Source organism: Tardiphaga sp. 866_E4_N1_4 (assembly GCF_052076075.1).
GTDB classification, from domain to species: Bacteria; Pseudomonadota; Alphaproteobacteria; order Rhizobiales; family Xanthobacteraceae; genus Tardiphaga; species Tardiphaga robiniae.
The window spans coordinates 3,535,202-3,547,765 of the sequence record NZ_CP197242.1 but is presented as its reverse complement, the minus strand read 5'-3'; the positions used below and the strand labels follow the sequence as shown (position 1 = coordinate 3,547,765).

At 62.7% G+C, this 12,564-nt stretch carries 10 protein-coding genes and 1 tRNA gene; 6 read left to right on the top strand and 5 right to left on the bottom strand.

What is annotated here, in order from left to right; all coding sequences use genetic code 11:
- Window positions 1–92: 92 nt before the first annotated feature.
- The 4 genes from AB8B20_RS17345 to AB8B20_RS17330 all read left to right on the top strand — a co-directional run bounded on the left by AB8B20_RS17345 (window position 93) and on the right by AB8B20_RS17330 (window position 4,323).
- Entirely contained in the window at window positions 93–875 is a 783-nt protein-coding gene (locus AB8B20_RS17345; protein ID WP_439074509.1) for a 3-hydroxybutyrate dehydrogenase, read from the top strand.
- A gap of 36 nt (window positions 876–911) precedes the next feature.
- Window positions 912–1,685: an acetoacetate decarboxylase gene (locus AB8B20_RS17340; protein ID WP_115032796.1), complete on the top strand. Its 774-nt coding sequence runs from the start codon at window positions 912–914 to the stop codon at window positions 1,683–1,685.
- 239 nt (window positions 1,686–1,924) lie between these two features.
- Window positions 1,925–2,956: a transporter gene (locus tag AB8B20_RS17335; RefSeq protein ID WP_439074510.1), complete on the top strand. Its 1,032-nt coding sequence runs from the start codon at window positions 1,925–1,927 to the stop codon at window positions 2,954–2,956.
- Window positions 2,957–2,961: 5 nt separating this feature from the next.
- Window positions 2,962–4,323 carry a carbohydrate porin gene (locus AB8B20_RS17330; RefSeq protein WP_439074511.1) on the top strand — a complete coding sequence of 454 codons (1,362 nt, stop codon included), beginning with the start codon at window positions 2,962–2,964 and terminating at the stop codon, window positions 4,321–4,323.
- A 6-nt stretch (window positions 4,324–4,329) separates the two neighbouring features.
- Here AB8B20_RS17330 and AB8B20_RS17325 read toward each other — a convergent pair whose 3' ends face one another.
- The 3 genes from AB8B20_RS17325 to AB8B20_RS17315 form a co-directional block, all read right to left on the bottom strand.
- A complete protein-coding gene (locus AB8B20_RS17325) occupies window positions 4,330–5,343 on the bottom strand; it encodes an LLM class flavin-dependent oxidoreductase (RefSeq protein WP_439074512.1) in 1,014 nt (337 codons plus the stop codon).
- Between the two features lie 98 nt (window positions 5,344–5,441).
- Window positions 5,442–6,356, bottom strand: a complete 915-nt coding sequence (locus AB8B20_RS17320) for an alpha/beta fold hydrolase (RefSeq protein ID WP_439074513.1) — start codon at window positions 6,354–6,356, stop codon at window positions 5,442–5,444.
- Between the two features lie 175 nt (window positions 6,357–6,531).
- Window positions 6,532–7,806: a hypothetical protein gene (locus AB8B20_RS17315; protein WP_439074514.1), complete on the bottom strand. Its 1,275-nt coding sequence runs from the start codon at window positions 7,804–7,806 to the stop codon at window positions 6,532–6,534.
- 258 nt (window positions 7,807–8,064) lie between these two features.
- Between AB8B20_RS17315 and AB8B20_RS17310 the strand changes: the two genes are divergently transcribed.
- Complete coding sequence (locus tag AB8B20_RS17310; RefSeq protein WP_439074515.1) at window positions 8,065–9,282, top strand: MFS transporter; 1,218 nt, start codon at window positions 8,065–8,067, stop codon at window positions 9,280–9,282.
- A gap of 85 nt (window positions 9,283–9,367) precedes the next feature.
- On the opposite strand, the gene AB8B20_RS17305 is transcribed toward AB8B20_RS17310, so the two are convergent.
- Window positions 9,368–9,452 (bottom strand) — tRNA-Leu (locus AB8B20_RS17305).
- 177 nt (window positions 9,453–9,629) lie between these two features.
- Here AB8B20_RS17305 and AB8B20_RS17300 point away from each other — a divergent pair.
- A complete protein-coding gene (locus tag AB8B20_RS17300; protein WP_439074516.1) occupies window positions 9,630–10,163 on the top strand; it encodes a disulfide bond formation protein B in 534 nt (177 codons plus the stop codon).
- 31 nt (window positions 10,164–10,194) lie between these two features.
- Here AB8B20_RS17300 and AB8B20_RS17295 read toward each other — a convergent pair whose 3' ends face one another.
- On the bottom strand, window positions 10,195–12,462 hold the full coding sequence (locus tag AB8B20_RS17295; protein ID WP_439074517.1) for a TonB-dependent siderophore receptor: 2,268 nt from the start codon (window positions 12,460–12,462) through the stop codon (window positions 10,195–10,197).
- Window positions 12,463–12,564: the final 102 nt, after the last annotated feature.

Below are 12,564 nucleotides of genomic sequence, written 5' to 3'. Positions count from 1 at the left end.
CACGCGGCTGAAGGAAATTCCTCATACCGCCGTCAAACAGGATCGCTAGCAAAGAAGCAGATATTAACGTTTGCTTACGAAGGGTTGCGCGCATGCTGTCTGGAAAGTCCGCCATCATCACCGGCTCCACCAGCGGCATCGGCCTTGGCATCGCGCGCGGCCTTGCGGCCAGCGGCGTCAATATCGTGCTCAACGGCTTCGGCGACGCCAATGAGATCGAGGCCGTCCGCAGCGAGCTTGCCGACAGCCATCAGGTCCGGGTGCTCTATAGCGGCGCCAACATGGCCCACGGCAATGACATCGCGGCGATGATGGCACAGGCCGAGCAGGAATTCGGTGGCGTCGATATCCTGGTCAATAATGCCGGCATTCAATATGTCGCGCCGCTCGAGGAATTCCCGATCGAGAAATGGGATGCGATCGTGGCGATCAACCTGTCGAGTGCGTTTCACACCACGCGTCTCGCTATTCCCCACATGAAGGCGAAGTCCTGGGGCCGCATTGTCAACATTGCCTCGGCCCATGCGCTGGTCGCCTCGCCGTTCAAGTCGGCCTATGTCGCGGCCAAGCACGGCATCGCCGGCCTGACCAAGACGGCGGCGCTGGAAGTCGCCGAACACGGCATCACCGTGAATGCAGTATGCCCGGGCTATGTGATGACACCGCTGGTGGAGAAGCAGATCCCGGAGCAGGCCAAGGCGCGCGGCATCACCGAGCAGCAGGTGATCTCGGACGTGCTGCTCGCCGCCCAGCCGACCAAACGTTTCGTGACCGTTGAAGAATTGTCCTCGGTCGTCAATTTCCTCTGCACCGACCACGCCCGTTCGATCACCGGCATCACGCTGCCGGTCGATGGCGGGTGGACCGCGCACTGAGTTTAAACCAGCGATTTCACACCCAAGGAGTTTCCGATGCGCCAGGAAGACATCCTCCGTTTGCCGTCGATGCCGATGGCCGGCCCAAGCTATCCCGCCGGTCCCTATCGCTTCATCAATCGCGAATTCCTCGTCATCACTTATGAGACCGATCCGGACCTGATCAGGATGGGTCTGCCCGAGCCGCTCGAGCCGATCGAGCAGCCGATCGTGCATTATGAGTGGATCAAGATGCCGGATAGTTCAGGCTTCGGCAGTTACACCGAGACCGGCCTCGTGATCCCCGCACGCTTCAAAGGCGAGGACGTCAACTTCGTCTCGCAGATGTATCTGGACGATGATCCGCCGATCGCTGCCGGGCGCGAGATCTGGGGCTTCCCGAAGAAATACGCCCATCCGAAACTTGAAGTGGTCAAGGACACGCTGACCGGCACGCTGGAATATGCCGGGCAGCAGGTGGCCATGGGCACGATGGCCTACAAGCACGGCGCCATGGCGGGCAATGGCGAAGCGACGCTCGCCACGCTGTCCAAGACCCAGATCAATCTCAAGCTGATCCCCGGCGTCGATGGCAGCGCGGAAGTCTGTCAGCTGGTGGCGATCAACCTGACTGATATCACCGTGAAGGGCTCATGGTTCGGCCCCGGCCGTCTGCATCTGATCCCGCATGTCAACGCGCCGGTCGCCGACTTTCCGGTGCGTCGCGTGATCGGTGCGCATCATTTCCTGGCCGACCTGACTTTGCCTTATGGCCGTGTCGTCCATGACTACAACAAGCAGAGCGATACACTCGCAGAAGCCGCCGAATAGAGCATGATCCGGAAAAGTGGAAACCGGTTTTCCGAAAGATCATGCTCAAAACAAAGAGATGAGATGATGGTCCGATTTTTCTAATCGGATCATCATCTCATCTCGGCTGACATATCCCTGTAACAAGGGTGTCATTAAGTGCCTGCGGCGGACTAACACAGTCGGAGAGCCGCAGGCAGATATTTTATCTTTTTGGTGGCGCATGCGTATTGCGTGGCGTGAAAAACGGTGGGTGTCCGATGCAGCTTGAAGTGCCGGTCACATCTGCAGAGGTGACGTCCATACCAGGCGTGTCCGATCCGATTCCGGGTCTGGTCTGGGCCTTCCGCATCCATTCCGACGGCAAGCCGGAGCCATTGCCGGTCGATGCCGGCATCGATCTCGTCCACGGCGGGCTGCTCTGGCTGCATTTCAACCTGACTGACGCGCGCGCGCTGCAATGGCTGGCGCAGATCTCATTGCATGCGCCGGAGCAGGCCCGTGCCTTGTTGCTGTCCAAGGACACCTATCAGCAGCTCCATGCCACCGATGACAGTATCTATGGCGTGATCTCGGACCTGTTGCGCGATATCGACGAGGCGACCGAAGACACTGGTTATCTGCGCTTCGTGATGACCGAGCGCTTGCTGATCAGCGGCCGGCATCACGCGCTGTGTGCCGTTGATGCCACGCGCCGTTCGCTTGAGCAGGGCCAGCGGGTCGACAGCATGGCCGTGCTGCTTGAGACGATCGTGGAGAATGTTGCCGACACCATGGACGGCGTCGCCGACAGTTTGGCGATATCGCTCGACGAGATCGAGGAGCAGGTGGTCTCCGGCGACTCCCGTGACATGTTGCAGAAGCTCGGCCGTCTGCGCCGGACCTGCGTGCGGCTGCATCGGCAGCTCTCCGGGCTGCGGATCGTGTTTCAGCGGCTTGAGGCCAAAGGTCAGCGTGAGTTGAAACCGTCTCTGCAACTGCGTGCCGGCAAGCTGGCGCAGCGCCTCGACGGGCTGGATCACAACGTCGTCGAGATGCGCGAGCGCAGCCGGCTGTTGCAGGAAGAGCTGCATCTGCAGATCGAGGAACGCGGCAATGAAAGCCTTCGCGTTCTTTCAGTGCTTACCGCGCTTCTGCTGCCGCCGACGCTCGTCACCGGCATCTTCGGTATGAACACCAAGGGACTGCCGCTGACCGATGTCGAAACCGGATTTCTCTGGGCGGGCGCACTGATATTGATTTCGTCAGCATCGGCCTATGCCGTGATGAAGCGCCTCAAGATCATCAGGTAGCTATCATGGTTGGTGTGTTTCCGTGCTGGATGGCCCGTGCGATGATGGCGCTCGCCGGCCTTGTCGCCTGTGGCACGGTCTCGCTGTCATCGGCTCATGCCGGCGATTGGCGCGATAGCGGCCTGAAGCCGATCAATGACCGGCTCGCCGAATGGGGTGTTGCACTGTCAGCCACCTATATCGGCGAGGCGCTCGGCAATGCCTCCGGCGGCATCCGGCGCGGCGCCATCTATGAAGGGCGTTTCGATTTTGGCGTCGATGTCGATCTCGACAAGGCGGTTGGCTGGAGCGGCGCGACCTTTCACGCCAATGTCTATCAGATCCACGGACCTGGCCTGTCGCGCGACTATATCGGCAATCTGATGCTGGTGAGCGGCATAGAAGCGCTGCCGGCGACGCGGCTCTATGAATTCTGGATCGAACAGGCGCTGTTCGGCGGCAGACTGCTGGTGAAGGTCGGTCAGCAGCCATCCGATATCGAGTTCATCGACAGCAAGTATGACGATATCTTCGTCAATTCGGCGCTGGGCTGGCCCGGCATTACCGGCGTGATCCTGCCGGCGGGCGGACCCTCGCCGCCACTCGCCGTGCCGGGCGTTCGTTTCAAGGCCAGTCTGTCGGATGCGTTCACGGCCTATCTGGCGGTGTTCAATGGCAGTGCGGCAGCGCCCGGTCCGAATGATCCGCAGATCGCCAACGCGCATGGTCTTGCATTTCGCGTCAACGATCCGCCGTGGATCATCGGGCAACTGAAATATGCCTACAAGCTCGGCCCGTCGGAGTTGCCGGGGTCAATCACCGGCGGCGGCTGGGTGCATCTGGCCGAATTCGATGACGAGCGCTGGACCGCACAGGGCCTGTCGCAGGCCGATCCGGCCGGCACCGGCGAGCCGCTGATGCGGCGCGGCAATCGCGGCGTTTTCGCCGTTTACGAACAGCGGCTCGCTTTCAGTGCACTCGGCCCGGACAAGGGCATCGGCTTCTTTGCACGCACGTCGATCAGCCCGTCCGATCGTAATTTGATCAGCTTCTATCTCGATGGCGGCATTCAGGTGTCGGGTTTCTCGGCAGAGCGGCCGGATGACAGGTTCGGAATCGCGATGACTTATGCGCGCATTTCGGATGGCGCGCGCGGGCTCGATCGTGACGTGCAGCTTTTCACCGGCATCGCGACGCCCATTCGCGATTTCGAAGCCGTACTGGAAGTGACCTATCTCGCTGCGGTCGCGCCGGGTGTCGCGGTGCAGCCGGTGTTTCAATATGTGATGCATCCCGCCGGCGGCGCCGTCGATCCCAACGATGCCACGCAGACAAAGCGCATCAAGGACGCCGCGGTATTCGGCGTCCGCACCACCATCAATTTCTGAAGCGTCTCAGCAGGCCGCTTCAGCGGGTGTCTTGTTGAGACCCGCAGCGGCGTCGGCAATCATCTCATAGGACTTGAGCCGCGTGGCGTGGTCGTAGACGTCCGAGACGATCATCAACTCATCCGCGCCGGTCTCCTCGACCAGCGCGGCGATGCCGGCGCGCACCGTCTCCATCGAGCCGATGATCGAACGCCGCAGCATGCCCATGGCCTGCATCTTCTCGGCCGGCGCCCAGTAGGTCTCGATATCGTCGATCGGCGGCGCGCTCAGCCCGCGGGTGCCGCGGAACATGTTGGTGAACGACATCTGCTGCGTGGTCCACAACCGCTTGGCTTCGGCATCGGTGTCGGCGGCGATAATGTTGACGCCGACCATCGCATGCGGCTTCGCCGACTGTTCGGAGGCTTCGAAGTGCTGGTGATAGATCTGCAGGGCCTGCAGCAACTGGTCGGGCGCGAAATGCGAGGCGAAAGCGTAGGGCAGGCCGAGCGCCGCGGCGAGCTGCGCGCCATAGGTCGAGGAGCCGAGGATCCATAGCGGCACGTCGGTGCCCGCGGCAGGCACCGCCTGCAGGCGCTGGTTCGGGCCGGCCGGAGCGAAATAGGCCTGCAGCTCCTGGATGTCCTGCGGGAAATTGTCTGAATTCTGCAGCGAGCGGCGCAGCGCCCGCATGGTCATCTGGTCGGTGCCGGGTGCGCGGCCGAGGCCGAGATCGATACGGCCGGGAAACAGCCGCGCCAGTGTGCCGAACTGTTCGGCGATGACGATGGGGGCATGGTTCGGCAGCATGATGCCGCCGGCACCGACGCGAATGGTCTTGGTCCCCGCCGCGATATGGCCGATCACCACCGAGGTTGCGGCGCTGGCGATGCCGATCATGTTGTGATGTTCGGCAACCCAGAAGCGCTGATAGCCCCAGCGCTCTGCATGACCGGCGAGATCGCGGGAATTGTCCAGCGCGCCGCGCGCATCGGTGTCTTGGGTAACGCGGACGAGGTCGAGGATCGAAAGTGCGGTCATGAAACGGCTCCCATCGCCCTTGCCATGTGGGCATGGCTGGGGCGGATTGCCAGCCGGTTGCGTGGCCGGCATGGCAGCCCGGCGTTACTCCCGAGCGGTCAGGTCAGGCCCGCGTGGAAGGCACGGACGATCGCGGCGCATTCGGCCGGCTTTTCCATCTGCATGAAATGCGAGGCGTCGGGCACGGTGGTGAAGGCGAAGCCGCCATCGCGCGCGAAGGCACGTTCCATGTCGACGAACGGGCTGGTTCTTGTCTTCGGTTCGCCGGCGACGAGCAGCACCGGCAGCCTGACGCTGCACATCCGCTCCCAGGCGCCCGGGAGATCCTGCATGGTGAAGATGCTGGCCTCGAATTCCCTGGCGCAGGCGAGTTCATAGAGCTGCCTGTCGTCGTTCCAGCGCAGCGTGGATGCGGCGAGTGCTTGCAGTCCGGCATCGTCGACGCCGGCAAATGCCGAGCTGCGGCGATAGGAATCGAATAGCTCCTCCACTTTCGGAAAGGTGGTGCGACGCTGCGCGGCGCGTCCGGCGAGCCTGTCATTTTCCGTGCGGAAACTCTGGAACTCCGGATAGCTCGCTGGCGGCGTTGCCGGCGGCTCGAAGCCGACGATGCCGATCCATGGCGTCTGATATTCGGCGGCATGCAGCAGGGTCGTCAGTGCGCTCATCGAATGAAATGCACCGAGGCTCGGCGCCGCACCGAGTTCGCGCGTGATCCCTTGCATGATCGCCTCATAGTCGCGGATAAGCTGCGGCCAGACATGCGGGATGGGCTGGCGATACGGACTGCTGCGGCCGTGATGACGAAAGTCGAACACCACGGTCTCGTAGTCATCCGTGAAGAGACGCCAGAAGCTTTGAAAAGCATCGATGGCGAGGCCATTGCCATGGCTGCAGATGATCCGTGGACCCGTTCCATAAACGCGTATGCTGGCTGTGGCGCCGTCTTCGAGCAGAACCTGAAAAGCGTGCGTCTCGGCCGCAGGGGCCAGAGCGGAAGGCGCATAGTCCATATGGGGGAGAATCCGTTATATTTTGGAGCAGAAGGCGAAGCTGTCGCATGCTTGGCCGGACCGCAGAGTCTAAAAGACCTTGTCTGAAAGACTTTGCTGCTCACCGTCAGTTCGTACGCAGTTTCAGGATACAAAGCGCGGCGGGGTGGTTCAAGCCACAGCAGGTCATACCAGCTCAGCTGGAACGCCGGATGATCGCCACGCGCCCGTCCAGCGGGATCGTCGCATGCCCGTCGGTCACCGGCACGCGGCGCCACTCGGCATCGTCATTCGGACGGTTGAAGGAGAGCGAAGCGGCAGGGCCATCGACGGCGACGTCGATCGGCTCCGTGGGCACCGGGATGTCTTCAGCCTTCTCCACATTCCAGCAGCGCACCGCGCGCCATACCGCAAGCAGCGGTTGTCCCTGCGCATCCTGAAACGCGATGTGCCGCAGGTCCGGTGCCGTGGATGCCACGCGTAGCGCCGGATCGTTGTTGGCGCGGCGTGCGCCTTGCAGTGCTGACAGGAGATTCCGGATCGCATGGTAGCCGGGCTTCGGCGAGCCGTCATTGCGGACGAGACCCCAATGATGCTCTCCGTCGTTGGGATCGGTACCGCCATCGAAGAATTCGTAGAGGAATGTCCGGAGAATGCCGAGGCGGAAGTTGTTGAGCAGCAGCCGCGGCAGATAGAGCGCCGCCGCCGTCTCCGACACGCCGGAGGTGCCGGGCTTCACGACATTGCAATAGCCGCATTCGGTTGCTAGCGCGGGTGCGCCGGGTTTGAATGCGTCGCGCATATTGTGCAGATACCAGGACACGGCGGCGTAGTCGTCGGATGTCTCCGGCTCCTGAGCACGCTGCACATAGGAATGGATGGCAACGGCATCGCTGAACTGCGCGGCCGGGCGCAGCAGCGCGACGTCGGCGGGCTTCCAGTTGATGACACTGGGCGACAGCAGCGGCAATTCCGCCGCCGCATATCGCGCGCGCAGCGCATGGTGCACCTCGCGCTGATAGTTCACGACGACATTGCTCCAGCCCGGCTTCGCCAGCGGCAGCGACAGAAACCAGTCGCTGTTGCCCTCGTTCTGGCCCTCCATCGCCGAGACGCGCTCGATGCCCAGTGCGGCGAGATAGCTCATCATCTCCGGCACGGTGTTGGTCGCCGGCGACACCACAACATTGAACAGGATGTTCGCGCGTTTGTTCAGCGCGCGCCAGCGATCGAGATCGTTGCTAGGTCGCAACTCGTCGCGCAGATGGCGAATGCCTGATGCCGCAAGCAGATCGTGAAAGCGGTCGAAATGACTCGCATATGGCTCGCTGCTGATATGCACGTTGATGCCGACACTGTCCGTGAAGGTGTCCGACGGGCCGGGAAGCGGCAGGGCAGCCAATGGATCGGAGCGCAGCATCATCGATGCCGCGCCTCCCATCAGGATGGCTCGTCTGCTCAGGCCGGGCATTTCGATCTCGCACGCTTGAAGCCCCAGTGACGCCTCGGGGCAGTCTGAGCCTGTTAGACTTAATAAACCGCCGATCGACAAGAGATGTCTCGTCAGCGATCAACCGAAGGGGTCCGCTGGCCCGCAAGATCACTGTCATCGCGGCAACGAACCACTGTACGCGCTCGCAAAAACGTGAGCTGCGACGGCCCCCGGCCTGTCGGCTCCGGCCCGTCCCGTGCGTCTTCCACTCAGAGAGCGCTAACGTGGAGACCAGGAATGACCAATTCTCACTATCGCTGGGTAATCGTCGCCGCGGGCGGCCTTCTGGGCTGCGTCGCGATCGGCGGCATGTTTTCGTTGCCGGTTTTCCTGCAGCCGATCGCGCGGGATACCGGCTGGTCGGTTACCGGTATATCCAGCGCCATGACAATTGGCTTCCTCGCGATGGCTGTCACCAGCATGATCTGGGGCACCTTGTCCGACCGATTGGGGCCACTCCCAGTGGTGTTGACCGGGTCGGTCGTGCTCGCGTCAAGCCTGGTGCTGGCGAGCCTCGCGACATCTCTGGTCGCATTTCAATTTGTCTTCGGGCTGATGGTCGGCGGCGCCACCGCTGCGATCTTTGCGCCGATGATGGCGACGGTCACCGGCTGGTTCGATACGCATCGCAGCCTGGCCGTGTCGCTGGTTTCGGCGGGGATGGGCATGGCGCCCATGACCATGTCGCCGCTGGCGGCCTGGCTCGTTTCGAACCACGATTGGCGCACCTCGATGCAGATCGTGGCCCTCGTCGTGGCCGCGATCATGATTCCAGTCTCGCTGCTGGTGCGCCGCGCGCCGGCGCTGGAGGGCGCGCCTTCCGCTCCATCCGCCGAGCCGGTGCAAGCAGAGATGTCGCGCGCGCAGGCGCTACGCTCGCCACAGTTCATCATCCTGCTGCTGACGAATTTCTTCTGCTGCGCCACGCATTCTGGGCCGATCATCCATACTGTGAGCTACGCGATCAGCTGCGGCATACCGCTTGTCGCTGCGGTCACGATTTATAGCGTCGAAGGTCTGGCAGGGATGGGCGGCCGTATCGCCTTCGGCCTGTTCGGCGACCGTTTTGGCGCCAAGCGTGTGCTGGTCCTTGGCTTGCTCGTCCAGGCGTTCGGGGCGCTCGGCTTTGTCTTCGTGCGTGAGCTCGGCGGGTTCTACACCGTGGCGGCGGTCTTTGGCTTCATCTATGCCGGCACCATGCCGCTCTACGCTGTTCTCGCACGTGAAAACTTTCCGCTGCGGATGATGGGCACAGTGATCGGCGGAACGGCCATGGCCGGCAGCCTTGGCATGGCGACGGGACCTCTCGCCGGAGGTTTGATCTACGACGCGTTCGCCAGCTACGCTTGGCTCTATATCGGCTCCTGGATCATGGGGCTCGGCGCTTTCCTGATCGCAATGACATTCAGGCCGATGCCGGTCGTGAAAGCCGAGCCCGTCCCTCAGCCGGCGTGAGGACAAATCTTCCAGCCGTCATTTGCGGGTAACGCGCTTCTCGGAAATATAGCCCGTCGTCAACGGATCATCGCCGATGAACTGTTGGTGCCCCTGGCCGGAATCGAACCAGCACTCCTTGCGGAACTCGATTTTGAGTCGAGCGCGTCTACCAATTCCGCCACAGGGGCCTTCGGACGCCGGCCGGAGACCGGGGGCGCGAAGCGGGCGGAATATAGCGGGCGCGGGCGGCGGGTCAACCTGCGGTTTGGCCTGATTGGCCGCCGCGCACACTCCAGTGTGATCGGGGCCGCCTCGACAGGGTGTGTGCCCCGGGATAGGACGCAACAGCCACTCCGGAGAGCGCCGTGACTGCCCAGACCGCACACACCTCCACGCTTGCGTCGTCGAACCCGGCGCTGGTCGCCGCGCTGGCGGTGGGCCTGATCGCCTTGGCGACGCTGGCGGGGGCCTGGTTCTTCCAGCTGGTACTGGATATCCGGCCGTGCCCGCTCTGCCTCGAACAGCGCTATGCCTATTATCTCGCGATTCCGCTGGCGGTGCTGGTGGCGATTGCGGCCGCCAGGGACGTGCCGCGCGGCCTGGTTGTGACCGGACTCGTTGTACTGGCGTTGGCGGCGCTCGCCAATGCGGTGCTCGGCGGTTATCACGCCGGCGTCGAATGGACATTCTGGCAGGGTCCAACGGACTGTTCGGGTCCGGTGGTCGATCTCGGCAAGGCCGGCAGCCTGCTGGAGCGCCTCGACACCGTGAAGGTGATCCGCTGCGATGAGGTGCAGTGGCGCTTTCTGGGCCTGTCGCTGGCCGGCTACAATGTGCTGATCTCGCTGCTGATGGCGGCGATCGCACTGTGGGGCGCCGGCAAGACCGCACGGCGCTGATTCGCCGCCGGTCCTGCCCGCTGAGGCACCGCTACCAGCGATAGCGCAGCGTGCCGATCACCGTGCGTCCCTGGCTCAAATAGCAGTAGCCGGAATTGCAGACCGCGACCTGCTCGTCGGCGACGTTGTTGGCGTTGATCGAGGCCTGATAGCCCGCAAACTTCGGTCCAAGCTTGGCGAAATCGTAACGCGCGGCCAGATCGAACAGCGTATAGCCGTTGTTGCGTGAGGTGTTGTCGTTCGACGTCCAGGTCGCGTCGATATAGCGGACACCGGCACCGAGACCGAAGCCCTGGAGTGGACCGTTCAGGAAGGTGTAGTTCATCCAGCTCGATGCGGTGTGCTTCGGCGTCACTGCAGGGGTCTTGCCGAGCTCGGTCGCGATCGAGCTCCTGGTGATCTCCGCGTCGGAATAGGTGTAGGCCGTCACCGTTTCGAGTTCAGGCGTGAGTCGCGCGCGTGCCTCGAATTCGAAGCCCTGCACGCGGATCTCGCCGACCGAGGCGTAATAGGCGATGCCGTTGACATAGCCGGCGAGCTTGGCGGCGTTCTTCTCCTTGAGGTCGTAGATCGACGCCGTGAGCAGCACGTCGGGCCGTGGCTGATACTTCACGCCGCCTTCGATTTGTTCGCCTTCGGATGGCGCCAGCACGATGCCGTCGAGGCCGAGTGAGGTCTCCGGCTGGAATGAGGTCGCATAGCTCACATAGGGCGCGATGCCGTTCTCGAAGTGATAGAGCAGGCCGGCGCTGTAGGAGAACGCGTTGTCGTTGCGCGCGCCTGTGACGGCGCCCGTATAGGAATTGATTTGCGTGCGATCGGTCCAGTCCTGACGGCCGCTGACCGACAGGTGCCAGTTGCCGAGTCGCATCTGGTCCTGCAGATAGACGCCGACCTGTTCCTGCGTCGAACGCGAACCGGACGTATAACCCGGGGTTGGCCCGGCAATGCCGTAGACGGGATTCAGGATGTTGAGCGCATAGCCGGGATTCACCGCGCCCAGGCCGAGCTTGAAGTCCCAGGTGTTGTGATCGTAATTCACGCCGAACAGTGTGCGGTGGACGACCGGGCCGGTGGCGAATTCGGCCTGCAGCGCATTGTCGGTTTGCCAGCTCGTCTGGTCGTCGCCGACGGCTACGGCACCGCGGTCATAGACGGTCGATGTTGGCGTCGCGAAGCTGCCGCTGACATAGCGCGATTCCGCATGCAGCACGCCGAACCGCGTGTGCTGGCGGAACGTGAAGACGTCGTCGAAGCGGTGCTCGAGCTTGTAGCCAACCTGCGCCTGCTGCTGCCGCAGATAGTCGTATTTCGGATCGCTCGATCGCAGCTTGATGGTCGCGCCGTTGACGTTCACCAGCTGGCCGTCGCGATTGAGCATGGCGACGCTGGCGTCGGTTTCGTCCTTCTGCAGGATGGCATAGGCGGTCAGCGTGGTGTCGATGGTCGGTCGCCAGGTGATTGATGGCGCCAGCATCAGCCGCTCGTCGGCGATATCGTAATTGGTCTCGCCGGCGCGGCCGAGGCCCACCAGGCGGTACAGCAGCGACTTGTCGGAACTGGCACCGCCGATGTCGAACGCCGTTTGCATGCGGCCATAGGTGCCGCCTTCCAGTGAAATCTCGTTGACCTGATTCTCGACCGGGAATTTCGATCGGCGATCGACGAGGCCGCCGGGGACGGACTGTCCATAGAGCACGGCAGCCGGGCCCTTGATCACCTCGACGCTGTTAAGCTGATAGGGTTCGGTCCGGAATGTGGTGAAGCCGGAGGGGAACTGCTTCAGCCCGTCGCGGAAGTCGCCGAGCGTCGTCGTCGAGAAGCCGCGGACATAGATCTGATCGAAACGCGGATCGTAGCCGAAGCCGCCGGTGGTGACGCCGGCTGTGTAACGAACCGCCTCCGGAATGCTGGTGACGCCGCGATCATCGAGTTCCTTGCGGTCGATGACGCTCACCGAACGCGGCGTGTCGATCAGCGGTGTATTCGTCTTCGATGCCGAGCTGGCCTGACCTGCGACATAGCTGTTGTTGTCGGCCGCATAGATGCGTTGATTGGCCGATGGCGCGGGTGCAATCTGCGGCGTCGTCGCGCGTGTGCGTCGCGTTGCGCGCGCCGATGTCTGCGATCTCGTTGCTGTCGTGCTGCGCGCGCGTTGCGGCTGCGGAGCATCCACGGTGACTGGCGGCAGGCTGGCCTGCGCGAATGCGTCGCGCGGAAGATCCGTCGCCAATGCCATCACACTGACGGTGCAAAGCAGTGCAGTCTGCTTCGTCGATTTTCTTGTTCTCAATTTCATTTCAACGCCTCGATGATACTGGTCACGCCAGCTTGATCGAGCGTCTAACTTGATTGGTTCTGTGACGCACTACGGTGCGCGGTAGAATATATCTAGACCTTG

Bases quoted from the DNA above. Each gene is read 5' to 3' on its own strand.
- AB8B20_RS17340 (WP_115032796.1), top strand. From the start codon at position 912: ATGCGCCAGGAAGACATCCTCCGTTTGCCGTCGATGCCGATGGCCGGC.
- AB8B20_RS17325 (WP_439074512.1), bottom strand. From the start codon at position 5,343: ATGACCGCACTTTCGATCCTCGACCTCGTCCGCGTTACCCAAGACACC.
- AB8B20_RS17295 (WP_439074517.1), bottom strand. From the start codon at position 12,462: ATGAAATTGAGAACAAGAAAATCGACGAAGCAGACTGCACTGCTTTGC.
- AB8B20_RS17315 (WP_439074514.1), bottom strand. From the start codon at position 7,806: ATGCCCGGCCTGAGCAGACGAGCCATCCTGATGGGAGGCGCGGCATCG.
- AB8B20_RS17320 (WP_439074513.1), bottom strand. From the start codon at position 6,356: ATGGACTATGCGCCTTCCGCTCTGGCCCCTGCGGCCGAGACGCACGCT.
- AB8B20_RS17310 (WP_439074515.1), top strand. From the start codon at position 8,065: ATGACCAATTCTCACTATCGCTGGGTAATCGTCGCCGCGGGCGGCCTT.
- AB8B20_RS17345 (WP_439074509.1), top strand. From the start codon at position 93: ATGCTGTCTGGAAAGTCCGCCATCATCACCGGCTCCACCAGCGGCATC.
- AB8B20_RS17335 (WP_439074510.1), top strand. From the start codon at position 1,925: ATGCAGCTTGAAGTGCCGGTCACATCTGCAGAGGTGACGTCCATACCA.
- AB8B20_RS17330 (WP_439074511.1), top strand. From the start codon at position 2,962: ATGGTTGGTGTGTTTCCGTGCTGGATGGCCCGTGCGATGATGGCGCTC.